Here is a 23035-nt window from a genome sequence, read left to right as displayed (position 1 = left end):
ATCCGCACAGGTGAGCGGGCACGTCCAGTAGGCGGACGCACGGTTCGGTCCCGCCGCCCGGTGCCGCTAGGGTGGCGGGGATCGAGCCGGACAGCGCGGTCCGGACCCGTGCCACTTGAGAAGGTATTTCGGGCTATGCGCATTGGTGTCCTCACGTCCGGCGGCGACTGCCCCGGCCTGAACGCCGTCATCCGGTCCGTCGTGCATCGTGCCGTCGTCGACCACGGCGACGAGGTCATCGGCTTCCGGGACGGCTGGAAGGGCCTCCTGGAGTGCGACTACCTCAAGCTCGACCTGGACGCGGTCGGCGGCATCCTGGCCCGCGGCGGCACCATCCTCGGCTCCTCCCGGGTCCGTCCCGAGCATCTGCGGGACGGCGTCGAGCGCGCCCGCGGCCACGTCGAGGAACTCGGCCTGGACGCGATCATCCCGATCGGCGGCGAGGGCACGCTGAAGGCCGCCCGGCTGCTGTCCGACAACGGCCTGCCGATCGTGGGCGTGCCGAAGACCATCGACAACGACATAGCGGTCACCGACGTCACCTTCGGCTTCGACACGGCCGTGACCGTCGCCACCGAGGCCCTGGACCGGCTGAAGACCACCGCCGAGTCCCACCAGCGGGTGCTGATCGTCGAGGTCATGGGGCGGCACACCGGCTGGATCGCGCTGCACTCGGGCATGGCGGCCGGCGCGCACGCCGTGGTCGTGCCGGAGCGGCCCTTCGACATCGACGAGCTGACCGCGAAGGTCGGCGAGCGGTTCTCGGCGGGCAAGCGGTTCGCGATCGTGGTCGCCGCGGAGGGTGCCAAGCCGAAGGCCGGCACCATGGCCTTCGACGAGGGCGGCAAGGACGTCTACGGTCACGAGCGCTTCGCCGGAATCGCCCGCCAGCTCTCGATCGAGCTGGAGGAGCGGCTCGGCAAGGAGGCCCGGCCGGTGATCCTCGGCCACGTCCAGCGCGGCGGTACGCCGACGGCGTACGACCGGGTGCTGGCGACGCGGTTCGGGTGGCATGCGGTGGAGGCCGTGCACCGGGGTGAGTTCGGGATGATGACGGCGCTGCGGGGGACGGACATCCGGATGGTGGCGCTCGCCGAGGCGGTGGAGTCGTTGAAGACGGTGCCGGACTCGCGGTACGCGGAAGCGGAGTGCGTGCTGTGATTTCCCGGGGCCGCTGAGCGCTCGGGGCCACCCTTCGTCGCGGGCTGCGGGCCGTGCCTGGTTCATCGCGCAGTTCCTCGCGCCCCCTACGGGGCGCTTCGCCGCCCCCGGTCACAACAGTGGCCGGGGGCGGTTCTAGTCTTGCTTCGGACAGACGGCGCTCAATCGCGCTCAACCCCCACGAAACAGGAGCCGGCGGATGGATCACAGCGGGCACGGCATGACGATGGATCTGCCGCCGTTCACGCTGGGGCGAGGTCTCGCGTGGTCGGCGGATCCCTTCTTCCTGATCGCCTGTCTCCTGGGACTGGCGCTGTACGGGTGGGGCGTCGTCAGGCTGACCCGGCGCGGTGACAAGTGGCCGGTGGGCCGGACCGTGTCCTTCGTCGTCGGTGTGCTGAGCATCGGGCTGATGATGTGCACCAAGCTCAACGACTACGGCATGGTCATGTTCAGCGTGCACATGGTGCAGCACATGATGATCAGCATGGTGTCGCCCATCCTGCTGCTGCTCGGCGCGCCGATCACGCTGACCCTGCGCGCGCTGCCCCCGGCGGCCCGTGGCAGCAAGGGGCCCCGCGAGCTGCTGCTGATGCTGCTGCACAGCCGCTACATGCGGATCGTCACGCACCCCGCGTTCACCATCCCGCTGTTCATCGCGAGCCTGTACGGGCTGTACTTCACTCCCCTCTTCGACTTCCTGATGGGGTCCAAGGTCGGACACATCGGAATGATGGTGCACTTCCTCGCCGTCGGGCTGGTGTTCTTCTGGCCGATCATGGGCGTCGACCCGGGCCCGCACCGGCCGGGCTATCTGATGCGGATGCTGGAGCTGTTCGCGGGCATGCCGTTCCACGCGTTCTTCGGCATCGCGCTGATGATGGCGTCCTCGCCCATGGTCGAGACGTTCAAGAACCCGTCCGCGTCGCTCGGCATCGACGCGCTCTCCGACCAGAACGCGGCGGGCGGCATCGCCTGGGCCTTCAGTGAGGTCCCGTCCGTGCTGGTGCTGCTCGCGCTGCTGTTCCAGTGGTACGCCTCGGAGGAGCGGCAGGCCCGGCGCAGCGACCGGGCCGCCGACCGCGACGGTGACAAGGAACTTCAGGCGTACAACGCCTATCTGGCCTCACTGAACACACGCGGCGGCTGATCGGCGGCTCCGTTCAGTTGCATGTGGCGCGTCGGGGGAACCGCCCGGGGGGAGCGGTATGACACGTCACGTGGGCCGGGTCGTCGCCGGCCGCCATCTGCTGCTGTGCCCGCTCGGCGACGGCGGGTCGGACCGGGTGTGGCTCGCGCACGATCAGCGGCTGGGCCGCGAGGTGGCGCTGAAGGCCGTACGCCCCGGGACCCGGGACCTGCCACGGCCGCGACCATCCCGGGGTGCCGGGGCGGGGCGCCCGACGGCCGGGTGATGGCGTCCGTGCCCGCCTCCTCCGCCGAGGTGGCCCGCGAGCTGGGGCCGGCGCGGTGCGAGGAGCGGACCAGGGAGGTCCGGGGCCGGCTGGCCGGGGTGCGCGGTGTGGCGGTGGTGCCGGCCGACGGCGGATTCGAGACCGCCCGGAGGCGCACCGCCTGCCTGGTGCTGGGGGCGCACGGGCCGGTGTACGGGCCGCTCGCGCGGCATCGCGAGCCGGGTTCGGTGTTCGCGGACACCGCGACCATGCAGCGCCGGGACTGCCTGGACGTGCGCTCCGGGCGGGAGGTCCGGCTGGTGTCCTGCGCGGGCCGGTACGACGCCCAGGTGCTCGGGTTCACCCGATTGGCCTCCGACGTCTCTCTCGCCGAGGCGCCCGCGGCGGCGGACCGCGCGTGTGCGCGGAAGGTGCCGCCGCGGGACTACGGCTTCGACCCCTCCGTGTACAGGGCCGGCTCCCGGACGTCGGCGGGGACCTGGAAATCCGGCGCACATCTCGCCGTCCGCACCGTAGGGAGGCAGAACCGGGGGCACCATGGAGGGGAACGGACCATGAGGAGGGTGTTGCGATGCCCGGTTCCACGGACAGTTCCACGAAGACGATGGGGGCGCTCACCATCGGCGGCCTGGTCGCGGTGACGGCCTACACGGTGGCGCTAGGGAGCAACGGCTGGCTGTGGTTCGGCTGGGTCGTGCTGGGCCTGATCACCCTGGGGATGGTGGCCACGCGCAGCGCCTGAGCCCCACGCGGGGCGCACCACGACTCACTCGCGGCCGAGCCGGCCCGCCGAGTGCACGCCCGGCTGGTACTTCGGCAGCCGGACCGTGATCCTCATGCCCGCGCCGACGGCCGTCTCGATGACCAGGCCGTGGTCGTCTCCGTAGACCTGGCGGAGCCGGTCGTCGACGTTGGACAACCCGATTCCGCCCGACGGGCTGACCTCGCGCGCGAGGATGCGGCGCAGCAGACCGGGGTCCATTCCGGCGCCGTCGTCCTCGATGACGACCAGGGCCTCGGCGCCCGCGTCCTGCGCGGTGATCTGGATGCGGCACCGGTCGGACTTGCCCTCCAGGCCGTGCTTGACGGCGTTCTCGACGAGCGGCTGGAGGCACAGGAAGGGCAGCGCGACCGGCAGCACCTCGGGGGCCACCTGGAGGGTGACGGCGAGGCGGTCGCCGAAGCGGGCCCGCACCAGTGCCAGGTAGTGGTCGATGGCGTGCAGTTCGTCGGCGAGGGTGGTGAAGTCGCCGTGCCGCCGGAACGAGTAGCGGGTGAAGTCGGCGAACTCCAGGAGCAGCTCACGGGCGCGCTCGGGGTCGGTGCGCACGAACGAGGCGATGACCGCGAGCGAGTTGAAGATGAAGTGCGGGGAGATCTGGGCGCGCAGTGCCTTGATCTCGGCCTCGATGAGCCGGGTGCGGGACTGGTCGAGGTCGGCCAGCTCCAGTTGGACGGAGACCCAGCGGGCGACCTCGCCCGCGGCCCGGACCAGGACGGCGGACTCGCGGGGCGCGCAGGCGACGAGGGCGCCGTGCACCCGGTCGTCGACGGTGAGCGGGGCGACGACCGCCCAGCGCACCGCGCAGTCGGGGGTGTCGCAGGTGAGCGGGAAGGCCTCGCCGCGGCCGGTCTCCAGGGGGCCGGCGAGGCGTTCCATGATCTCCGAGCGGTGGTGGGCGCCCACGCCGTCCCAGACCAGGACCTCCTTGAGGTCGGTCAGGCACAGCGCGTCCGTGCCGAGCAGGGAGCGCAGCTTCCGGGCCGACTTGCCGGCGGTCTCCTCGGTCAGGCCCCCGCGCAGCGGGGGTGTGGCCAGGGAGGCGGTGTGCAGGGTCTGGAAGGTGGCGTGTTCGACCGGGGTGCCGAGGCCGCCGAGGTTCTGCGGCCGGGCCGTGCGGCGGCCCAGCCAGAAGCCCGCGGCCAGCAGGGGCAGCACGGCGACGGCCAGGCCCGCGAGGAAACCGCCCATGGAGCCGCTCACGGGGCCGCCTCCTTGCGCAGGTCCTCCGCGGCGCGCGGTTCGTCTCCGCGCAGGTCCTCCGTGCGCAGTTCTTCCGGCAGGTGGAAGCGGGCCAGGATCGCCGCCGTCCCGGCCGGTACCCGGCCCGGGGTGGCCAGGGAGACCAGCACCATGGTGAGGAAGCCCAGCGGCACCGACCAGAGCGCCGGCCAGGCCAGCAGCGCGTGCAGCGCGCCGCCCCCGCCAGGGAAGCCGCCCATGGTGGCGGCGACCGCGAGCAGGGCGGAGCCGCCGCCCACCAGCATTCCGGCCGCCGCGCCGGGCGGGGTCAGCCGCCGCCACCAGATGCCGAGGACGAGCAGCGGGCAGAAGGAGGAGGCGGACACGGCGAAGGCGAGGCCGACGGCGTCGGCGACCGGCAGCCCGCCGACCAGCGCGCTCGCCGCCAGCGGTACGGCCATGGCGAGGACGGTGCCGAGCCGGAAGTGCGGGACGGCGCGGGACGGCAGCACGTCCTGGGTGAGGACGCCCGCGACGGCCATGGTCAGCCCGGACGCGGTCGACAGGAACGCGGCGAAGGCACCGCCCGCCACCAGGGCGCCGAGCAGGTCGCCGCCCACTCCCCCGATCACCCGGTCGGGCAGCAGCAGGACCGCCGCGTCGGCGTCGCCGGTGAGGGTCAGTTCGGGGGCGTACAGACGGCCGAGGGCGCCGTAGACGGGCGGCAGCAGGTAGAAGGCGCCGATCAGACCGAGCACGGCGACGGTGGTGCGGCGGGCGGCGACGCCGTGCGGGCTGGTGTAGAAGCGGACCACGACGTGCGGCAGGCCCATGGTGCCGAGGAAGGTGGCGAGGATCAGTCCGTACGTTGCGTACAGCGGGCGCTCGGTGCGGCTCTCGGCCCGGGAGGGCGACAGGGCGTCGTCGGCGCCGCGTCCGGCGGCCGGGACCGGGGTGTCCTTGGCGAAGGTGAGCCGGGTGCCGGACTCGATGTGATGGGTGCCGGCGGGCAGGCTGAGCCGGGCGTCGTCGTGGGTGCGTCCGTCCACGGTGCCGTCGACGGTGACGGTCAGCGGACGGTCGAGCTTGAGGGTGAGGCTGTCGTCGACCCGGACGGAGCGCTGCTCGCGGAAGGTGGCGGGTTCGTCGAAGGGGCGGCCGGGGGCGCCGTCGCCCTGCCATGCCAGCAACAGGAAGAGGGCGGGGACGAGCAGGGCGGTGAGTTTCAGCCAGTACTGGAAGGCCTGGACGAAGGTGATGCTGCGCATGCCGCCGGCGGCGACGATCGCGGTGACGACGACGGCGACGATCACCCCGCCCAGCCAGTCGGGCGCCCCGCTCAGCACGGTCAGGGTCAGCCCGGCGCCCTGGAGCTGGGGCAGCAGGTACAGCCAGCCGACGCCGACGACGAAGGCCCCCGCGAGCCGCCGTACCGCCTGGGAGGCGAGCCGGGCCTCGGCGAAGTCGGGCAGCGTGTAGGCGCCGGAGCGGCGCAGCGGGGCGGCGACGAAGAGCAGCAGGACCAGGTAGCCGGCGGTGTAGCCGACGGGGTACCAGAGCATGTCGGGGCCCTGGACCAGGACCAGGCCCGCGATGCCGAGGAAGGACGCGGCGGAGAGGTACTCCCCGCTGATGGCGGCGGCGTTCAGGCGGGGGCCGACGGTGCGGGAGGCGACGTAGAAGTCGGAGGTGGTGCGCGAGATGCGCAGGCCGAAGGCGCCGACGAGGACGGTGGCGACCACCACGAGGGCGACGGCGGGTATGGCGTAGCTGGAGTTCACGGTGCCTTCACTGCCTCGCCGGACAAGGTCATCGGTCCTCGACGAGGCGGACGAAGTCGCGTTCGTTGCGTTCGGCGCGGCGCACGTACCAGCGGGCGAGGAGGACCAGCGGGGCGTACAGGCCGAAGCCGAGGACGGCCCATTCCAGGCGGCGGGCGTCGGGCATCGCCGCGAACAGCAGCGGCAGCGGCCCGACGAGGAGTCCGAGGACCGCGAAGGCCGTGAGGCCGGCGCGCAGCTGGCTGCGCATGAGGGAGCGGACGTAGGTGTGCCCGAGGGTGGTCTGCTCGTCGATCTCGGTGCGCGGGCGGTAGTAGCCGGAGGCCCGCCGGGTCCGCCTGGGCGGGCCGGTGACGGTGACGCGGCGTTCGGTGGGGGCCTGGGGCACGACTCACGGCCTCCGCATGAGCAGGTCCCGCAGTTCACGGGCGTGGCGCCGGCTGACCTGGAGTTCCTCGGTGCCGACCAGGACGCTGACGGTGCCCGCGTCCAGGCGGAGTTCGCCGATGTGGCGCAGGGCGACGAGGTGCCGGCGGTGGATACGGACGAAACCGCGGGCGCGCCAGCGCTCCTCCAGGGTGGACAGGGGGATGCGCACGAGGTGGCTGCCCCGGTCGGTGTGCAGGCGGGCGTAGTCGCCCTGGGCCTCGACGTGGGTGATGTCCTCGACGGGGACGAAGCGGGTGACGCCGCCGAGTTCCACGGTGATGTGGTCGGGGTCCGGTTCGTGCACGGGTATGCGGGGAGCGGGGGTGGTGGTGCCCCGGCGTTCGGCGGCGCGGCGGACCGCCTCGGCGAGCCGTTCCCGGCGGACGGGTTTGAGGACGTAGTCGACGGCCTTGAGGTCGAAGGCCTGCACGGCGAAGTCCTCGTGCGCGGTGACGAAGACGACCAGCGGCGGCCGGGCGAACCCGCTCAGCAGCCGGGCCAGGTCGAGTCCGTCCAGACCCGGCATCTGGATGTCGAGGAAGACGACGTCGATGGCGTCCGGCCCGTCGGGGCCCGACTCCAGGGCGCGGTTGATGCGGCGCAGCGCCTCGGTCGCGTCGCCCGCGCCCTCCGCCGTACCGATGCGGGGGTCGGCGTTCAGCAGATACACGAGTTCCTCGAGCGTGGGGCGTTCGTCGTCGACAGCAAGGGCGCGCAGCATGAGGCTGGAGTGTAGGAGCAATCCGTACGCCTGCACACGTTCCCGTCGCGGACGTATCCGCTGGATACAGTGCCGTCATGAACAGCAGGCCCACGCCGTTCGACGAACTCGACCGGAAGATCGTCACCGCCCTGATGGCGAACGCCAGGACGTCCTTCGCGGAGATCGGCGCGGAGGTCGGGCTGTCCTCGACGGCGGTCAAGCGGCGGGTGGACCGGCTGCGCGAGACCGGGGTGATCACCGGGTTCACCGCGACGGTGCGCCCGTCCGCGCTGGGCTGGCGCACCGAGGCGTACGTGGAGGTGTACTGCGAGGGTGCGGCGCCGCCGAGGCGGCTGGCGGAGGTCGCGCGCGGCTACCCGGAGATCACGGCGGCGATGACGGTGACCGGTGGGGCGGACGCGTTGCTGCATGTGCGGGCGCGGGACGTGGAGCACTTCGAGGAGGTGCTGGAGCGGATCCGGGCCGAGCCGTTCATCCGGAAGACGATCAGTGTGATGGTGCTGTCCCATCTGATCCAGGACGCTCCGGAGGCCGGTGCGAGTCTTCCGGCGCCCGAAGGCGGGGCACCCGGCCCGGCCAAGGGCGCAGCAGACGTGCGCTGACCTGGCTCAGGACGCAGTGATGCTGCGCCAACACGCAGCTCTTGTCGCTTGTCGTCCGTCTCCTTCGCTTTCTACCGTGGTGTCATCCCTCAGTCACAACCCGTAAGGAAGCGGAGGAACCCCTCTGTGCCCGAGTCACGTGTGCCGTGCCGGCGGCGCTTCTTGGTCTGCGAACCCAGACACTTCGCCGTGCAGTACGCGATCAACCCGTGGATGAGCACCGGCCGACCGGTCGACGTCATCCGCGCCCTGGACCAGTGGCAGGCACTGGTCGACACCTACCGCGCCCACGGCCACACCGTCGACGCGGTCGGGGCGGTCCCGGGCCTGCCCGACATGGTCTTCGCCGCGAACTGCGCGGTCGTCGTCGAGGGCCGGGTCTTCGGCTCCCACTTCCACGCGCCCGAGCGCCGTCCCGAGTCCGTGCCCTACGAGGCGTGGTTCAAGACGGAGGGTTTCGAGGTCCAGCACTCCGGGGCGGTCTGCGAGGGCGAGGGCGACCTGGTCCCGGCCGGCCGCTGGATCCTGGCCGGCACGGGATTCCGTACGACCCGTGAGGCGCATCGCGAGGTGCAGGAGTTCTTCGGCGTGCCGGTGATCTCGCTGACGCTCGTGGATCCGTACTTCTACCATCTGGACACGGCCCTGTTCGTGCTCGACGACGGCAGCAACGAGGCTGCCGGGAACGTGGCCTACTACCCCGGGGCCTTCTCGCCCGGCAGCCGTGAGGTGCTGGAGCGGCTCTATCCGGACGCGGTGATCGCCACCCGCGGGGACGCCATGGCGTTCGGGCTCAACTCCGTCTGCGACGGACGGCACGTGTTCATCTCGCCCGGGGCCCGGCAACTCGCCGACCAGCTCGCCGGCCTCGGCTACGTCCCCGTCCCCGTCGACCTGTCCGAGTTCCACAAGGCGGGTGGCGGCATCAAGTGCTGCACCCAGGAGATCCGGGAGATCCGCTCATGACCGCACCCGCCCGCGACCGCGGCTCCGAGGAACTGATCCGCGCGGAGGAGCCCGTCCTCGCGCACAACTACCACCCGCTGCCCGTGGTCGTGGCCCGCGCCGAGGGCGCCTGGGTCGAGGACGTGGAGGGCCGCCGCTATCTGGACATGCTGGCCGGCTACTCGGCGCTCAACTTCGGCCACCGCCACCCGGCGCTGGTCGACGCCGCCCACCGCCAGCTGGACCGGCTGACCCTCACCTCCCGCGCCTTCCACAACGACCGGCTCGCGTCCTTCGCCGAGCGGCTGGCCGCGCTGACCGGCACGGACATGGTGCTGCCGATGAACACCGGCGCGGAGGCGGTGGAGAGCGGGATCAAGGTGGCCCGCAAGTGGGCCTACGACGTGAAGGGCGTCCCGGCCGACCGGGCGACGATCGTCGTCGCGGCGGACAACTTCCACGGCCGCACGACGACGATCGTGAGCTTCTCCACGGACGAGACGGCCCGCTCCGGCTTCGGCCCCTTCACGCCCGGCTTCCGGGTCGTCCCGTACAACGACCTGGCGGCCATGGAGGCGGCGGTCGACGAGACGACGGCGGCCGTGCTGATCGAGCCGATCCAGGGCGAGGCGGGCGTGCTGATCCCGGACGACGGCTATCTGGCCGGCGTGCGGGAGCTGACCCGCCGGTCCGGGTGCCTCTTCATCGCCGACGAGATCCAGTCGGGTCTCGGCCGCACGGGGCGCACCCTCGCCGTCGAGCACGAGTCGGTCGTGCCGGACGTGGTGCTGCTCGGCAAGGCGCTGGGCGGCGGCATCGTCCCGGTGTCGGCGGTGGTCGGCAGGCGGGAGGTGCTCGGTGTGCTGCGCCCGGGCGAGCACGGCTCGACGTTCGGCGGCAACCCGCTGGCGGCCGCGGTCGGCACCGCGGTGGTGGAGCTGCTGGAGACGGGCGAGTTCCAGCGCCGGGCGACCGAACTGGGAGCGGTGCTGCGCGAGGGCCTGACCGCCCTGGTCGGCAAGGGCGTCGTCGGTTTCCGCGCGCGCGGGCTGTGGGCGGGCGTCGACGTCGACCCGGCGCTCGGCACGGGCCGCGAGGTCAGCGAGCGTCTGATGCGCGAGGGCATCCTCGTCAAGGACACGCACGGCTCCACGATCCGCCTGGCGCCGCCGCTGACCGTCACGGGTGAGGAGCTGGCAAGGGCGCTCGGGACGCTGGAGAAGGTCCTGACGTCCTGACCCCCGTGCCAGGCGCCGTCACGGAGCGACTCGGCCCCGGTCGAGCCGCTCCACGTGCGTCGCGTTGTCCCGGTCCTCGGCGTCCCCGCCGGGCGCGCCGCGGACCAGGCGTCGAGGATCTCCCGCAGCGGCGCCGACGTCAGCCGCAGGCCGATCGCGAGCACGTCGGCGTCGTTCCGGCGGCGGGCGCCGTCCTCCGTTTACGCGTCGGCGCGCAGGGCGGCCCGTACTCCGGCGCCTTGTTGGCGGCGACCGACGCGCCTGTTCGGGTCCAGCGGCACACCACCGCCCGGTCGGCCGTGCCGTCGGCGACCTCGCGCGCCGCCCGCTCCGGGCGCACCGCCCACCGCCGGTCCGCCCCGGGCCGCGGCGCGCCGTGCGCCGGCACCTCGTGGCCCCGTCCGCGCAGCTCCTCGACGAGGAGGCGGGCGACGGGTTCGGCCATGGCGGAGGAGGCGGAGATACGCATGGGCGAAGCGGACTCACGCGCCCGTCCGCGCGCCGCTCACCTCATCGGCTCAACCACATGACTGAAGTCACGACCATACCCAGGATGATCGGGGGAACGGTACGACCTGAGAAACGTACGACCGAGCAGCCCTCCGCCGGGAGCGACTGCCCGTGGAAAGGGAGTCCGCCACGTCCCCCACCGAGAACGGCCAAGAATCCGACGCCGCGGCGATCCGCCGCCACCCGGCCCTCTTCCGGGCGATCAAGCGTCGGCAGAACCCCCGCCTGCGCCGGTCGGACATCACCGTCACGGACGAGGCCGCGGTCAAGAGAGCGGTGAAGGCCGCCTCCCTGGGCAATGCCATGGAGTGGTTCGACTTCGGCATCTACGCCTATCTGGCCGGCACCATCGGCCGCGTGTTCTTCCCGTCCGGGAGTGACACCGCGCAGCTGCTCTCCTCTTTCGCCACGTTCGCCGTGGCGTTCCTGGTGCGCCCGCTGGGCGGCATGGTCTTCGGTCCGATGGGTGACAAGGTCGGCCGCAAGAAGGTGCTCGCGCTGACGATGATCCTCATGGCGATCGGCACCGCCGCCATCGGGCTCATCCCCAGTTACGACTCCATCGGCTTCTGGGCTCCCGTCCTGCTGATCCTGTTCCGCCTGCTCCAGGGCTTCTCGACCGGTGGCGAGTACGGCGGTGCGTCCACGTTCATCGCCGAGTACGCGCCCGACAAGCGGCGCGGTTTCTTCGGCAGCTTCCTGGAGCTGGGCACGCTGGCCGGATACACGGGCGCCGCGAGCCTGGTCACCGGCCTCACGACCTGGCTCGGCAGCGACACCATGGACGCCTGGGGCTGGCGCATCCCGTTCCTGGCCGCGGCGCCGCTCGGCATCGTCGGTATCTATCTGCGGCTGAGGCTGGACGACACTCCCGCGTTCCTGAAGCTGGAGGACTCCAACGTCCACATCTCGGAGGCGGCGACCGCGGTGGAGACCACCGCGCGGGGCGACCTGGCCAAGATCTTCCGCACGCACTGGCGCTCGCTGGTGCTGTGCATCGCGCTCGTCGGCGCGTACAACATCACCGACTACATGCTGCTGTCGTACATGCCCACGTATCTCTCGGACGAGCTGCACTACAGCGAGAGCCACGGTCTGATGATCCTGGTGGCCACCATGGTGCTGCTCATGCTGATCATCAACCAGGTCGGCCGCCTGTCCGACCGCTTCGGCCGCAAGCCCCTCCTCATGACCGGCATGATCAGCTTCTTCGTGCTGTCCGCCCCGGCCTTCGTGCTGGTGCAGGACGGCAGTCTGCTCGCCGTCTCGGCCGGCATGCTGATGCTCGGTCTCTCCCTGGTCTGCCTGCTCGGCACGATGTCGGCGGCGCTCCCGGCGATGTTCCCGACCAACGTCCGGTACGGCTCCCTCTCGGTCGGCTACAACCTGTCGGCATCCCTGTTCGGCGGTACCACGCCGCTGGTCATCACCGCCCTGATCAGCGTGACCGGCTCCGACATGATGCCCGCCTACTACGCCATGGCCGCGGCCCTGGTCGGGGTCGTGGCGGTGGCCTGCATGAAGGAGACCGCCCAGCAGCCCCTCGAGGGCTCCCCGCCCTCGGTACAGAGCCAGGAGGAGGCGGCGGAGCTGGTCGAGTCGCAGGCCCCCACGCCGAAGTTCTGACGGCGCGTCGGTGGGGCGGTGGGTCCGGCTCGCACCCCCACCGCCCGGCCGACGTCACCGCGTCGAGCGAGCCGGCCGAAGAGCGGCCGAACCGGCCCCGCTCCAACCGGCACGGTCCGGGCTACGATCGATCACCGGACGCGGACGTCCGGCGCGGAGCCGTGCCTTGCCTACCGGGAGAGCGGGAGACACACCGTGTTCTACTACGTGCTCAAGTACGTACTGCTGGGCCCGCTGCTGAGAGTCGTCTTCCGCCCCCGCATCGAGGGCCTGGACCACGTGCCGGCGTCGGGGGCGGCCATCGTCGCGGGCAACCACCTCTCGTTCTCGGACCACTTCCTGATGCCCGCGGTGCTCAGGCGCCGCATCACCTTCCTCGCCAAGGCCGAGTACTTCACCGGGCCGGGCCTCAAGGGCCGGCTGACCGCGTTCTTCTTCCGCAGTGCCGGGCAGATCCCCGTCGACCGCACCGGCAAGGAGGCGGGGCAGGCCGCGATCCGCGAGGGGCTGGGCGTGCTGGGCAAGGACGAGCTGCTCGGCATCTACCCGGAGGGCACGCGCTCGCACGACGGCCGGCTGTACAAGGGCAAGGTCGGCGTCGCCGTGATGGCGCTCAGAGCCGGGGTGCCGGTCGTGCCCTGCGCGATGATCGGCACCTTCGAGGCGCAGCCGCCGGGCCGCAAGATCCCGAAGCTGCACCCCGTGGTGATCCGCTTCGGCGAGCCCCTGGACTTCTCCCGCTACGCCGGCCTGGAACGGGAGAAGGCCGTGCTGCGCGCCGTCACCGACGAGATCATGTACGCGGTCCTGACGCTGTCCGGCCAGGAGTACGTCGACCGGTACGCGGCCGACGTGAAGGCGGAGGAGGCGGCGAAGGCGGCGAAGGGCCCGAGGTTCCCCCGGCTGCCACACCGCTAGGGGTGTCGTTCGGATCAGGCCGGCTGCGGGCAACGGTGCCTCGCCACCGAGCCGAGCGGGGTCTGGTGCGTGCAGTCGCGAGGCGGAGGAGGGCGACAGGGCGGAGCCCTGGCAACGGACGACGACGCCGCAGATGCGCATGCCGGACCCCGCGACCCCGGCAAGAACCGCACGACATCCCCTGGGGGCCGTTGCCCGCCGTCGGGGTTCCCCTCGTCTGCCGTCGGCAGAAGGGCGTGGCCGGGTGGCCGGGCGGGCGCCTACGGTCGTCGTATGACACGTGCTGTGGTGGTCGGAGCGACGGGACAGATCGGTCGGGTGGCGGTGGGGGCACTGGCCCGCGACGGCTGGGAGGTGACGGCCGTCTCGCGGGGCGGCGAGCGGGACGGGGGCTGGCCCGAGGACGTATGCGTGGTGCGGGCCGACCGGGAGGACGACGCGGCCCTGTCGGCGGCGGTGGGTGACGGCTGTGACGTCCTGGTGGACATGGTGGCCTACGGGGAGGGGCACGCGCGGCAGCTGGTCGGGCTGGCCGGACGGGTCGGCTCGGCGGTGGTGATCTCCAGCCTGTCGGTCTACGAGGACGGCAAGGGCCGCAACTTCGACACGCAGGCCGAACCCGACGGCTTCCCCCACTACCCGGTGCCGCTCACCGAGGAGCAGCGCACGGTCCGCCCGGGCGACACCTCGTACTCCACCCGCAAGGCCGCGCTGGAGCGGGAACTCCTCGCGGTGGGCGACCGGTTGCCCGTCACACTGCTGCGCGCGGGCGCGATCCACGGGCCGCACTGCCGGACCCCGCGCGAGCTGTACTTCGTCAAGCGCAACCTCGACGGCAGGCGTCGGCGCGTCCTCGCGTACGGCGGTGCGAGCCGTTTCCACCCGGCGAGCGTGCACAACCTCGCCGAGCTGATCCGGCTGGCCGCCCCACGGCCGGGTACGCGCGTCCTGAACGCGGTCGACCCGGACGCGCCGGCGGTGGCGGAGATCGCGGCGGCGATCGACGCGGTGATGGGCGTCGAGGCCGAGGACGTGCTGGTGGACGGTCCGCCGCCCGCGGACCGCGTGGGCGACACGCCGTGGTCGGTGCCCGTGCCCGTCGTGTGCGACATGTCGGCGGCGGAACGGCAGTTGGGCTACCGCCCGGTGGTCCGGTACGCCGAGACCCTGCCGGACACGGTCGCCTTCCTCGAGCAGCGGCTGGCCGGCCGGGACTGGCGGGAGGCGTACCCGAAGATGTTCCGGGCGTACGGCGACCTCTTCGACTACGCGGCGGAGGACACCTGGCTGACGGCGCGGCAGGGCTGAGGGCGCCGGGACGCCCGAGGGGGCGGCCGGCAGGACCGGCCGCCCCCTCCTCGTACCCGGTGTACCCGGTGCCGTTACGGCTTGGGTGTGGCGTGCGGGGCGCAGGTCACGTCCCGGGCGTCCACCTTGCCGGTGAGCAGGTAGGTGTCCACCCGCTCGTTGATACACGGGTTGACGATGCCGGTGACGCCGTGCGAACCGGCGTCCCGCTCGGTGATCAGACGCGAGCCCTTGAACCGCTGGTGCAGTTCGACGGCGCCCGCGTACGGGGTGGCCGCGTCCCGTTCGGACTGGACGATCAGCACCGGCGGAAGACCCTTGCCGCTCTTCACGTTCACCGGGGTCCGCTGCTTGACCGGCCAGGTGGCGCACGGCAGGTTCATCCAGGCGTTGGCCCAGGTCATGAACGGGTGGTCGCGGTGCAGCCGGGTGTTGTCCCGGTCCCAGGTGCGCCAGTCGGTGGGCCACTTGGCGTCGGCGCACTCCACGGCGGTGTAGACGGCGTTGCCGTTCTCCGCGGAGGCGTTGCCCGCGGTGTCGGACGGGTCGGGGGCGGCCGCGTCGACGAGGGCCTGGGTGTCACCGGCGACGTACTTGCTGAAGACGGTCGCGACCGGCACCCAGGCGGAGTCGTAGTACGGGGCGCTCTGGAAGAAGGAGATCAGCTCGGCCGGGCCGACGACCCCGCCGAGTGGTTCCTTCGCGGCGGCGGCGCGCAGCGTGAGCCACTGGTCCTGGACCTCGGCGCGGGTGTCGCCGAGGTGGAAGGCGGCGTCGTTCTTCGCGACCCAGTCCTGCCAGTCCTGCCACCGCTGCTCGAAGGCGACGTCCTGGTCCAGGTTGGCCTGGTACCAGATCTTGTCGCGGGACGGGTTGACGACGCTGTCGACGACCATCCGGCGCACGTGGTCCGGGAAGAGGGTGCCGTAGACGGCGCCGAGGTAGGTGCCGTAGGAGACACCGAGGAAGTTGAGCTTCCTCTCGCCCAGCGCGGCGCGGATGACGTCGAGGTCGCGCGCGGTGTTCGGTGTGGTCATGTGCGGAAGCATCTCGCCGCTGCGCTCGTAGCAGCCCTCGGCGTACTCGCGGGCGAGCTTGCGCTGGGCGAGCTTGTCGGCCTCGGAGCCGGGCACGGGGTCCGTCTTGGGTGCCTTGGCGAACTCCTGCGGGTCGACGCAGGAGATGGGCGCGGACTTGCCGACGCCGCGCGGGTCGAAGCCGACGAAGTCGTAGGCCTCGGCCGCGTCGGCCCAGACCGCGCTCCTGCCGGTGACGCGGGCCGGGAAGCGCAGGCCGGAGCCGCCCGGGCCGCCGGGGTTGTAGAGGAGCGCGCCCTGGCGCTCGGCCTTGGTGCCGGTGTTGCCTATGCGGTCGACGGCTATCCTGATCTGCTTGCCGAAGGGCTTGGCGTAGTCGAGCGGCACCGTGACGTAGCCGCACTGGATCGGCTTGGGCAGGTTCCAGTCGGCGGGGCAGTCCTGCCAGTCGATGCCGGCCCGTGCGGCGCGGGCCGCGGCGATGGTGGCGCCGCGGGCCTCGCGGTCCCAGCCCTTCGCGTATCCGTGGCCGGTGGACGGAGCGGCGCTCGCGGCCGGCGCCGTGACGGCGCCGGCCATCAGCGTGGCGGTGACCAGCGCTCCGGCCGTGCCGAACGCCGCCGTCCTCCGGCCCAGTCTGCTCTTCCTCAAGTGGCCCTCCCCGTAAGTGATCGCGACACGTACGGGGATCCTCGCGGCTGTGCGTTCCCTGAGAACAGAGGCGGTGCTACTTCTTTGCCAATCCGATAAACGGAGAGATATGTTCGGTCGTCGGGAACTCAGCCCAGCGTGTCCGACGCCTCCTCCAGCAGCCGCCTGAGCAGCAGCGCGTCCGGTGCCACGGCCGTCACCAGTGCGGCGGGCCCGGCGAGCGGCATGATCGCGACGCCCTCGGCGAAGGCCCGCGCCGCCGGTGGGTCTGCGGCGAACTCCGGGCGTACGACGACGAGCTGTCCGACGGCACGGTGCCCCGCCAGCCCGGCGGGGCCGTCCCAGCCGCCCGGGGCGCCGGGACCGCAGGCCAGTTCCTGATCGAGTACGCACCGGCCGGCGATCCGTACGGTCAGACGGCTGGTGAGCCGCCCCGGTTCCTCGCCGGACCGACCGAGCACCTGTTCCTCCCGCAGCAGGAAGCGGGCCCCGGCCGCGAGGTCGACACGCGTGGTGACGTGCAGGTCACTGCCCTGCGCGGAGATCAACTGTTCGGGCAGCCAGTGCAGTTCGGCGTCGTCGCGGACGGTGAGCCGGACGTCGTAGCGGGCGCCGGCCTTGTCCTGACCGGGCAGGGCGAGGGTGGCGGCGGCCGAGCCGACCCGCAGCCGGGCGCCCCGGGCCGCTTCGGCGGCCACCGTGAAGTGGTCGCCGCCGAGCGGCCCGCTCATCGCGCCGACCAGCATGACGCGGGCCTCGGCACCGCTCCCCCGGGTCCGCCGTACCGCGAGCGGCCCCTCCCCCTCCAGCACGGGCAGGACGGTGCCGCCGCGTCCGTCGCCGTGGGCGAGCACGCGCGCCCTCGCCCGTACGCCGCCAGGAGTGGTCACGCCGTCCACGCGGCGATCCGGTCCCGCACCCAGTCCGCGACGTCCCGTACACCGTCCTCGCTCCGCAGCGACTGGAGGACGACGGGCAGTTCACCGCGTTGTGCCTTCGCGTCGGCCGCCATGCGCGCGAGGTCCGAGCCGACGTACGGGGCGAGGTCGACCTTGTTCACGATCAGCAGGTCGGCGGTGGTGACGCCGGGTCCGCCCTTGCGCGGGATGTCGTCTCCGCCGGCCACGTCGATCACGAAGATCTGGGCGTCGACGAGCCCCTTGGAGAAGGTGGCGGTGAGGTTGTCCCCGCCGGACTCCACCAGGACCAGGTCGAGCGGTCCGGCCTCGTCCTCGAGATCCTCGACGGCCTCCAGGTTGGCGGAGATGTCGTCCCGGATCGCGGTGTGCGGACAGGCCCCCGTCTCGACGGCACTGATCCGCTCCGGCGGCAGTACCGCCTCCCGGAGCAGGAACTCGGCGTCCTCACGGGTGTAGATGTCGTTGGTGACGACGGCGAGGGACCACTCCTCCCGCAGCGCCCGGCAGAGCGCGGCGACGGTCGCGGTCTTCCCGGACCCGACGGGACCGCCGAGCCCGATGCGCAGGGCACGGCGGCGCCCGTCGGGCCGGTGGGCGTCGGCGGAGACGGCGGGGAGGTCGTGGTGGTGGTCGAGATGCATGCTGCGACTCCAATGGAACTGAGGCCGGCTCTGTCAGCCCGTCCGGCGTTTGAGGACGAGGCCGTCAAGGCCGACTAGGGTCCAGGGGGCAGAGCCCCCCGGCGAGGTCGAAGGGGGCAAAGCCCCCCCGGCGGGGTCGAAGGGGGCAGACCCCTTGGCGTCGGGGACGGGAAGGGGCGGCGGGGGCGAAACCCCCTACGAGGCGAACAACCGCACGGACAGCGCGGCATGCGCCTCCGCCCCGATCTCCAGCAGCGGCGCGGACCGTGCGGGCAGCACGGCGACCCCGTCGGTCACGGCCAGCCGCCCCGCCTCCACGGCGTCCTGGGCCACCAGATCCAGCTCGGGCGCGAGCCGCGCGAGCACGCCGGTCGCGTCGAACGGGTCGAGGCTGAGCAGCCGCACCACGGCCGTCGCCGCCCCGCTCACTCCCTCATAGGCGGAGCAGTACGCCGCGTCCGGCGGCCCGAGCCCGGCCGCGCGGGCGGTCAGCCCGAGGACGACGGGCTGGTGGGCACCCTTGGGAAACCGCCGCGCCAGCGCGTCGAGTTCGGGATGCGGCCAGGTGGCACGGGCGGCCCGCGTCAGCTGCCGGCCGAGTCTTCGTGCCGCAGCGCGCAGGGCGGGTGACGGGGTGCGGGCGTCCGCGGCCAGGTCCAGCTCACCGGGGTCGACGCCGAGAGCAGCGGCTGCCGCGAGGGAGGCCGCGACGGCCCCGCTCGTGTGCAGCCGCCCCCGGCAGAACTCCTCCAGGCTCGCGGCGTCCGTGATGCGTCCGGCCCGGACGGCCGCCTCCGCCCCGCCGGAGTGGGCGTGCCCTCCGGCGGGGAAGCGGCCGTCCGCGAGGACGAGCAGTGTCGCGCGGCTCATGCCGGCCCTCAGAAGAGGAAGTACCGCTGTGCGAGCGGCAGTTCGGCGACGGGTGCGGGTTCGACGAGTTCGCCGTCGATGGTCACCGCGAAGGAGTCCGCGGCGACCCCGACTCGTGGCAGGGCGTCGTTCTGCCGCATGTCGGCCTTGGTACGGCCGCGGGTCGACCGGATGGGCACGAGCTCCCGCCCGAGACCGAGTCGTTCCGGCAGCCCGTCCTCGATGGCCGCCTCCGCCACGAAGGCGACCGAGTTGGCGGCGGGCGCCGTGCCGTGCGCGCCGAACATGGGGCGCGGCAGGACCGGCTGCGGCGTGGGGATGGAGGCGTTGGCGTCACCCATCTGCGCGTACGCGATCTGGCCGCCCTTGAGCACCAACTGCGGCTTCACGCCGAAGAACCTCGGGTCCCAGAGGACCAGGTCGGCGAGCTTGCCGGTCTCGACGGAGCCGACCTCGTGCTCGATGCCCTGGGCGACGGCGGGGTTGATGGTGTATTTGGCGACATACCGCCGGACGCGCAGGTTGTCGGCGCGGGTGTCGCCGGGCAGGAGGCCCCGGCGCCGCTTCATCACGTGCGCGGTCTGCCAGGTCCGCAGGATCACCTCTCCGATGCGGCCCATGGCCTGGGCGTCCGACGACATGATGGAGATCGCTCCCATGTCGTGCAGGATGTCCTCGGCCGCGATGGTGCTGGGCCGGATGCGGGACTCCGCGAAGGCCAGGTCCTCGGGGACGGCCGGGTTCAGGTGGTGACAGACCATCAGCATGTCGAGGTGCTCCTCGACGGTGTTGACGGTGTGCGGCCGGGTCGGGTTGGTGGACGCCGGGAGCATGTTGGGCAGCGAGACCGCCGTGATCATGTCTGGTGCGTGGCCGCCGCCGGCGCCCTCGACGTGGAAGGCGTGCAGGGTGCGGCCGGCGACGGCGTCGAAGGTGTCGCCGACGAATCCCGCCTCGTTCAGGGTGTCGGTGTGGACGGCGAGCTGGACACCGGACTCCTCGCACACGTCCAGGCACGCGGAGATGACGGCCGGGGTGGCCCCCCAGTCCTCGTGGATCTTGAAGCCGAGGATGCCGCCGCGCAGTTGGTCGCGCATGGACTCCTTGGACATGGTGCTGCCCTTGCCCAGGAACCCGATGTTGACGGGGCTGGACTCCATGGCGGCGAACATCCGCGCGAGGTGCCAGGAACCGGGGGTGACGGTGGTCGCCTTGCTGCCCTCGGCGGGGCCCGTGCCGCCGCCGATGAGGGTGGTGACGCCGGAGGCGAGGGCCTCGTCGACGGCGGTCGGCGCGATGAAGTGGACGTGCGTGTCGATGCCCCCGGCGGTCAGGATCTTGCCGTTGCCCGCGATGACCTCCGTCTCGGGGCCGATGACGAGGTCGGGGTGGACACCGTCCATGGTGTCCGGGTTGCCGGACTTGCCGATGCCGGTGATCCGGCCGTCGCGGATGCCGATGTCGGCCTTGACGACACCCCAGTGGTCGATGACCACGGCGCCGGTGATGACGGTGTCGGGGGCGCCGTCGGCGCGGGTGGCACGGGACTGGCCCATGGACTCGCGCAGCACCTTGCCGCCGCCGAAGACGGCTTCGTCGCCGGAGCGGCCGGGGCCGCCCGAGCGGTCCTCCTCGATCTCGACGAGGAGGTCGGTGTCGGCGAGGCGGACGCGGTCGCCGGTGGTCGGGCCGAACAGGTCGGCGTAGGCGGGACGGGAGAGTTCAGGCATCGAGGGCACCTCCGGTCGCGCCGCGCAGGCCCATGACGACGCGGGCACCCGCGAGGGGGACCAGCTCCACGTCGACCGGGATGCCGGGCTCGAACCGGACGGCGGTGCCGGCGGCGATGTTGAGCCGCATGCCGCGAGCCGTCTCACGGTTGAAGTCGAGACCGGGGTTGGCCTCGGCGAAGTGGTAGTGGGAGCCGATCTGGACCGGCCGGTCGGCGGTGTTGAGCACGGTCAGACGGATGCTCGCGCGGCCCTCGTTGAAGGCGACCGGCTCGTCGGCGAAGAGGATCTCTCCGGGAATCATTGGCTGCCGTCCCCGTCAGATGATCGGATCGTGGACGGTGACCAGTTTGGTGCCGTCGGGGAAGGTGGCCTCGACCTGCACGTCGTGGACCATTTCGGGGATGCCCTCCATCACCTCGTCGCGCTGGATCAGCTTGCGTCCGGAGGCCATGAGCTCGCCGACCGTGCGCCCGTCCCGGGCACCTTCGAGAATGTGCGCGGTGATCAGGGCGAGAACCTCGGGATGGTTGAGCTTCACACCTCGTGCGCGGCGCTTCTCCGCCACGTCCGCGGCCACATGAATGAGCAGTCTTTCCTGCTCGTGCGGGGTCAGTTGCATTTACCACCTCACAGGGCATGACGCCGGGACCGGACGGTCCGGCTGCCGCGTCCACCGCGACGGCTCTAGATGTAACACACATCAATGCGCGGGAACGCGCACGCCGGTGACCCGAAAACCGCAGGTGGACGGGGTGAGAGTAGGGTTTCAGTGTTTCCGCCGCGTCACGCCTTTTTGACCGACTGATTACCGGTGCCGTCGGCGGCCTCCCGCATGCTCAACAACCCCCGTACACCCGCCTGGAGAGCCTCCGGCGAGAAGCTGCCGAACAGCGCGTACTGGACCCCGAAGCCCTGCACCGTCGCCATCAGCGTCCGGGCCACGGCCTCCGGGTCGACGTCGTCGCGCATCATCCCCGCCTCCTGATAGCGGACGACGACCTTCGCCCAGGACGCGAGGACCTTGGCGAAGCCCTCGTCGAGGAGGGCGGACAGCGTCTCGTTGCGCAGCGTCTCGGTCCAGGCCTGGATCATGAGCCGCGGGAACAGCCACCGGCCGTCCTCCGTCAGCGCCGGCCGCTCCCGCGCCAGGTGCGCCAGGGTGCGGGCGATGAGCTCGTCGGGCATGGCCGGCGGGTCCTCCTGCGCGGCCCGCTCGTACACGTCCCGGATGGCGCCCAGCACCTCGGCGACGATGGCCTCGATCAACTCCTCCTTGCCGCTGAAGTAGCGGTAGACGGCTCCCGCCGAGAGGTCGACCTCTTTCAGCACGTCCTGCATCGACGTGGCGTGGAAGCCGTTGCGGGCGAAGCAGAGCGCGGCGCCGTCGAGGATCTGCCGGCGGCGGGCGTCGAGGTGTTCCTGGGATACGCGAGCCATGGCACCCAATTTAAAACGAACGTTCCTTCTTGACAAGGACACCGAGACGGTCGCACGGTGGTGACAGGTAAAACGAACGATCCTTCTTTTTGTAGGAGTCCCCATGGACAGCCGTCGCGTGATCGCCGTGATCGTCCTGGTTCCCGTGCTGGTGGGCCTGGCCCTGTGGGCCTTCGCCTGGCCTGCCGCCCGCACGGCGCCCCGTGACCTGCCGCTCGGCATGGCGGGGCCGCCCGCCGCGGTCGCGCAGGTGGAGCAGCGGCTCACCCAGCGCGAGGGCGCCTTCGAGCTCCACCGCTACGCCGACGAGGACGCGGCTCGCGGCGCCATCGAGGACCGGACCGTGTACGGCGCGGTGATCGCCGGCGACCGGGGCCCGGAACTGCTCACGGCGTCGGCGGCGAGCCCCGCCGTCGCCCAGTTGCTGCAGCAGGCGGTCGCCGGGCAGGCGTCCGCCGCGGGGGCCCCGGTCCAGGTCGTCGATGTGGTGCCCGTGCCCGGGACGGACCCGCGCGGCGCGGCCCTGGGCGCGAGCGTGCTGCCCCTGGCTCTGGCCGGGATCGCGACGGGCGCGGTGGCGACCCTGCTGGGGCTGCGCGGCGCCCGCGCGGTCGCCGCCCTGGTCGGCGCCGCCGCGCTGACCGGCCTGGTCGCGGCGGCGATCGCGCACAGCTGGCTCGGGGTGGTCACCGGTGACTGGTGGGCCGTGGCCGGCGTGTTCGGGCTGTCGGCCCTGGCCGTCGGCGCGGGCGTCGCCGGGCTCGGGGCGCTCCTCGGACGTGCCGGTCTCGGGCTGGGCGGTGCCGTGATGATGCTGCTGGGCAACCCCTTCTCGGGAGCGTCCTCGGCGCCGGAGATGCTGCCCCAGCCGGCCGGCGCGATCGGCCAGTGGCTGCCGCCGGGCGCGGGAGCCTCACTGCTGCGCTCGGTGTCCTTCTTCGACGGCGCCGCCGCCACCGGCCCCGCACTGACGCTCACGTGGTGGGCCGCACTGGGCCTGGCCGCGGTACTGCTCGGCGGCGCACTGCGACAGCGCACGCAGGGCGACTCCCCGGCACCCGACCGGGCTCCGGCGCCGGCAGCGGCCGCCTGAGCGAGTCCGGCCGGGCCAGGGGGCTCGGAGCGA

General features: G+C 72.3%; 24 protein-coding genes and 1 pseudogene. 12 read left to right on the top strand and 13 right to left on the bottom strand.

Features of this window, described 5'->3' with window-relative positions; genetic code table 11:
- Positions 1 to 135 precede the first annotated feature (135 nt).
- From ACIQ1J_RS16240 to ACIQ1J_RS16220, 5 genes are all read left to right on the top strand, one after another.
- Positions 136 to 1161, top strand: a complete 1026-nt coding sequence (locus ACIQ1J_RS16240) for a 6-phosphofructokinase (protein WP_403557339.1) — start codon at positions 136 to 138, stop codon at positions 1159 to 1161.
- 199 nt (positions 1162 to 1360) lie between these two features.
- On the top strand, positions 1361 to 2311 hold the full coding sequence (locus ACIQ1J_RS16235; RefSeq protein ID WP_210959622.1) for a cytochrome c oxidase assembly protein: 951 nt from the start codon (positions 1361 to 1363) through the stop codon (positions 2309 to 2311).
- A 58-nt stretch (positions 2312 to 2369) separates the two neighbouring features.
- A complete protein-coding gene (locus tag ACIQ1J_RS16230; protein WP_403557338.1) occupies positions 2370 to 2576 on the top strand; it encodes a hypothetical protein in 207 nt (68 codons plus the stop codon).
- On the top strand, positions 2576 to 3217 hold the full coding sequence (locus tag ACIQ1J_RS16225; protein ID WP_403557337.1) for a septum formation family protein: 642 nt from the start codon (positions 2576 to 2578) through the stop codon (positions 3215 to 3217). Before ACIQ1J_RS16230 ends, ACIQ1J_RS16225 begins: the two co-directional genes overlap by 1 nt.
- Positions 3148 to 3318, top strand: coding sequence for a hypothetical protein (locus ACIQ1J_RS16220; protein WP_107291848.1), 171 nt, complete (start codon positions 3148 to 3150; stop codon positions 3316 to 3318). Before ACIQ1J_RS16225 ends, ACIQ1J_RS16220 begins: the two co-directional genes overlap by 70 nt.
- Before the next feature lie 24 nt (positions 3319 to 3342).
- On the opposite strand, the gene ACIQ1J_RS16215 is transcribed toward ACIQ1J_RS16220, so the two are convergent.
- Genes ACIQ1J_RS16215 through ACIQ1J_RS16200 form a run of 4 tightly spaced genes read right to left on the bottom strand, consistent with a single transcriptional unit; the run spans position 3343 to position 7470 of the window.
- On the bottom strand, positions 3343 to 4548 hold the full coding sequence (locus ACIQ1J_RS16215; RefSeq protein ID WP_403557606.1) for a sensor histidine kinase: 1206 nt from the start codon (positions 4546 to 4548) through the stop codon (positions 3343 to 3345).
- Between the two features lie 8 nt (positions 4549 to 4556).
- Entirely contained in the window at positions 4557 to 6320 is a 1764-nt protein-coding gene (locus ACIQ1J_RS16210) for a cation acetate symporter (protein WP_403557336.1), read from the bottom strand.
- A 28-nt stretch (positions 6321 to 6348) separates the two neighbouring features.
- A complete protein-coding gene (locus ACIQ1J_RS16205; RefSeq protein WP_403557335.1) occupies positions 6349 to 6708 on the bottom strand; it encodes a hypothetical protein in 360 nt (119 codons plus the stop codon).
- A 3-nt stretch (positions 6709 to 6711) separates the two neighbouring features.
- Positions 6712 to 7470 carry a LytTR family DNA-binding domain-containing protein gene (locus ACIQ1J_RS16200; protein ID WP_121750323.1) on the bottom strand — a complete coding sequence of 253 codons (759 nt, stop codon included), beginning with the start codon at positions 7468 to 7470 and terminating at the stop codon, positions 6712 to 6714.
- A gap of 77 nt (positions 7471 to 7547) precedes the next feature.
- Between ACIQ1J_RS16200 and ACIQ1J_RS16195 the strand changes: the two genes are divergently transcribed.
- The 3 genes from ACIQ1J_RS16195 (at position 7548) to rocD (ending at position 10258) form a co-directional block, all read left to right on the top strand.
- The gene (locus ACIQ1J_RS16195) at positions 7548 to 8075 is read left to right on the top strand and encodes an Lrp/AsnC family transcriptional regulator (RefSeq protein ID WP_403557334.1); all 528 of its coding nucleotides are present in this window, start codon (positions 7548 to 7550) and stop codon (positions 8073 to 8075) included.
- Positions 8076 to 8201: 126 nt separating this feature from the next.
- Complete coding sequence (gene ddaH, locus ACIQ1J_RS16190; RefSeq protein ID WP_403557333.1) at positions 8202 to 9041, top strand: dimethylargininase; 840 nt, start codon at positions 8202 to 8204, stop codon at positions 9039 to 9041.
- On the top strand, positions 9038 to 10258 hold the full coding sequence (gene rocD, locus ACIQ1J_RS16185; protein WP_403557332.1) for an ornithine--oxo-acid transaminase: 1221 nt from the start codon (positions 9038 to 9040) through the stop codon (positions 10256 to 10258). The genes ddaH and rocD overlap by 4 nt, the downstream gene beginning before the upstream one ends.
- Before the next feature lie 18 nt (positions 10259 to 10276).
- Here rocD and ACIQ1J_RS16180 read toward each other — a convergent pair.
- A pseudogene (locus ACIQ1J_RS16180) lies at positions 10277 to 10727 on the bottom strand (RpiB/LacA/LacB family sugar-phosphate isomerase).
- A 152-nt stretch (positions 10728 to 10879) separates the two neighbouring features.
- Between ACIQ1J_RS16180 and proP the strand changes: the two are divergent.
- The 3 genes from proP (at position 10880) to ACIQ1J_RS16165 (ending at position 14620) form a co-directional block, all read left to right on the top strand.
- Positions 10880 to 12394, top strand: a complete 1515-nt coding sequence (gene proP / locus ACIQ1J_RS16175) for a glycine betaine/L-proline transporter ProP (RefSeq protein WP_403557331.1) — start codon at positions 10880 to 10882, stop codon at positions 12392 to 12394.
- Between the two features lie 195 nt (positions 12395 to 12589).
- Entirely contained in the window at positions 12590 to 13312 is a 723-nt protein-coding gene (locus ACIQ1J_RS16170) for a 1-acyl-sn-glycerol-3-phosphate acyltransferase (protein ID WP_210959636.1), read from the top strand.
- A gap of 273 nt (positions 13313 to 13585) precedes the next feature.
- Positions 13586 to 14620: an NAD-dependent epimerase/dehydratase family protein gene (locus ACIQ1J_RS16165; RefSeq protein WP_403557330.1), complete on the top strand. Its 1035-nt coding sequence runs from the start codon at positions 13586 to 13588 to the stop codon at positions 14618 to 14620.
- A 74-nt stretch (positions 14621 to 14694) separates the two neighbouring features.
- On the opposite strand, the gene ACIQ1J_RS16160 is transcribed toward ACIQ1J_RS16165, so the two are convergent.
- The 8 genes from ACIQ1J_RS16160 to ACIQ1J_RS16125 form a co-directional block, all read right to left on the bottom strand.
- A complete protein-coding gene (locus tag ACIQ1J_RS16160; RefSeq protein ID WP_403557329.1) occupies positions 14695 to 16308 on the bottom strand; it encodes an alpha/beta hydrolase in 1614 nt (537 codons plus the stop codon).
- 128 nt (positions 16309 to 16436) lie between these two features.
- Positions 16437 to 17207, bottom strand: coding sequence for an urease accessory protein UreD (locus tag ACIQ1J_RS16155; RefSeq protein ID WP_403557328.1), 771 nt, complete (start codon positions 17205 to 17207; stop codon positions 16437 to 16439).
- Positions 17195 to 17869, bottom strand: coding sequence for an urease accessory protein UreG (gene ureG, locus ACIQ1J_RS16150; RefSeq protein ID WP_210959644.1), 675 nt, complete (start codon positions 17867 to 17869; stop codon positions 17195 to 17197). Before ureG ends, ACIQ1J_RS16155 begins: the two co-directional genes overlap by 13 nt.
- Positions 17870 to 18064: 195 nt before the next feature.
- A complete protein-coding gene (locus tag ACIQ1J_RS16145; protein ID WP_403557327.1) occupies positions 18065 to 18739 on the bottom strand; it encodes an urease accessory protein UreF in 675 nt (224 codons plus the stop codon).
- Positions 18740 to 18747: 8 nt separating this feature from the next.
- Entirely contained in the window at positions 18748 to 20469 is a 1722-nt protein-coding gene (locus tag ACIQ1J_RS16140) for an urease subunit alpha (RefSeq protein WP_403557326.1), read from the bottom strand.
- Complete coding sequence (locus ACIQ1J_RS16135) at positions 20462 to 20773, bottom strand: urease subunit beta (RefSeq protein WP_403557325.1); 312 nt, start codon at positions 20771 to 20773, stop codon at positions 20462 to 20464. The genes ACIQ1J_RS16140 and ACIQ1J_RS16135 overlap by 8 nt, the downstream gene beginning before the upstream one ends.
- 15 nt (positions 20774 to 20788) lie before the next feature.
- Positions 20789 to 21091: an urease subunit gamma gene (locus ACIQ1J_RS16130; protein WP_403557324.1), complete on the bottom strand. Its 303-nt coding sequence runs from the start codon at positions 21089 to 21091 to the stop codon at positions 20789 to 20791.
- 164 nt (positions 21092 to 21255) lie between these two features.
- The gene (locus ACIQ1J_RS16125; protein ID WP_403557323.1) at positions 21256 to 21909 is read right to left on the bottom strand and encodes a TetR/AcrR family transcriptional regulator; all 654 of its coding nucleotides are present in this window, start codon (positions 21907 to 21909) and stop codon (positions 21256 to 21258) included.
- Positions 21910 to 22012: 103 nt separating this feature from the next.
- Here ACIQ1J_RS16125 and ACIQ1J_RS16120 point away from each other — a divergent pair, with 103 nt between their 5' ends.
- The gene (locus ACIQ1J_RS16120) at positions 22013 to 23002 is read left to right on the top strand and encodes an ABC transporter permease (protein ID WP_403557322.1); all 990 of its coding nucleotides are present in this window, start codon (positions 22013 to 22015) and stop codon (positions 23000 to 23002) included.
- The last annotated feature ends 33 nt before the right edge of the window (positions 23003 to 23035 follow it).

The organism is Streptomyces sp. NPDC097107 (genome assembly GCF_044762405.1).
Lineage (GTDB): Bacteria > Actinomycetota > Actinomycetes > Streptomycetales > Streptomycetaceae > Streptomyces > Streptomyces thinghirensis.
The sequence above is the reverse complement of the archived record's forward strand: the minus strand, read 5'-3'. Positions and strand labels throughout refer to the sequence as shown.

Coding starts and splice junctions, on each gene's coding strand:
- ACIQ1J_RS16240 (WP_403557339.1), top strand. CDS start 136: ATGCGCATTGGTGTCCTCACGTCCGGCGGCGACTGCCCCGGCCTGAAC.
- ACIQ1J_RS16235 (WP_210959622.1), top strand. CDS start 1,361: ATGGATCACAGCGGGCACGGCATGACGATGGATCTGCCGCCGTTCACG.
- ACIQ1J_RS16230 (WP_403557338.1), top strand. CDS start 2,370: ATGACACGTCACGTGGGCCGGGTCGTCGCCGGCCGCCATCTGCTGCTG.
- ACIQ1J_RS16225 (WP_403557337.1), top strand. CDS start 2,576: ATGGCGTCCGTGCCCGCCTCCTCCGCCGAGGTGGCCCGCGAGCTGGGG.
- ACIQ1J_RS16220 (WP_107291848.1), top strand. CDS start 3,148: ATGCCCGGTTCCACGGACAGTTCCACGAAGACGATGGGGGCGCTCACC.
- ACIQ1J_RS16215 (WP_403557606.1), bottom strand. CDS start 4,548: ATGGGCGGTTTCCTCGCGGGCCTGGCCGTCGCCGTGCTGCCCCTGCTG.
- ACIQ1J_RS16200 (WP_121750323.1), bottom strand. CDS start 7,470: ATGCTGCGCGCCCTTGCTGTCGACGACGAACGCCCCACGCTCGAGGAA.
- ACIQ1J_RS16195 (WP_403557334.1), top strand. CDS start 7,548: ATGAACAGCAGGCCCACGCCGTTCGACGAACTCGACCGGAAGATCGTC.
- rocD (WP_403557332.1), top strand. CDS start 9,038: ATGACCGCACCCGCCCGCGACCGCGGCTCCGAGGAACTGATCCGCGCG.
- ACIQ1J_RS16165 (WP_403557330.1), top strand. CDS start 13,586: ATGACACGTGCTGTGGTGGTCGGAGCGACGGGACAGATCGGTCGGGTG.
- ureG (WP_210959644.1), bottom strand. CDS start 17,869: ATGCATCTCGACCACCACCACGACCTCCCCGCCGTCTCCGCCGACGCC.
- ACIQ1J_RS16145 (WP_403557327.1), bottom strand. CDS start 18,739: ATGAGCCGCGCGACACTGCTCGTCCTCGCGGACGGCCGCTTCCCCGCC.
- ACIQ1J_RS16140 (WP_403557326.1), bottom strand. CDS start 20,469: ATGCCTGAACTCTCCCGTCCCGCCTACGCCGACCTGTTCGGCCCGACC.
- ACIQ1J_RS16135 (WP_403557325.1), bottom strand. CDS start 20,773: ATGATTCCCGGAGAGATCCTCTTCGCCGACGAGCCGGTCGCCTTCAAC.
- ACIQ1J_RS16130 (WP_403557324.1), bottom strand. CDS start 21,091: ATGCAACTGACCCCGCACGAGCAGGAAAGACTGCTCATTCATGTGGCC.
- ACIQ1J_RS16125 (WP_403557323.1), bottom strand. CDS start 21,909: ATGGCTCGCGTATCCCAGGAACACCTCGACGCCCGCCGCCGGCAGATC.
- ACIQ1J_RS16120 (WP_403557322.1), top strand. CDS start 22,013: ATGGACAGCCGTCGCGTGATCGCCGTGATCGTCCTGGTTCCCGTGCTG.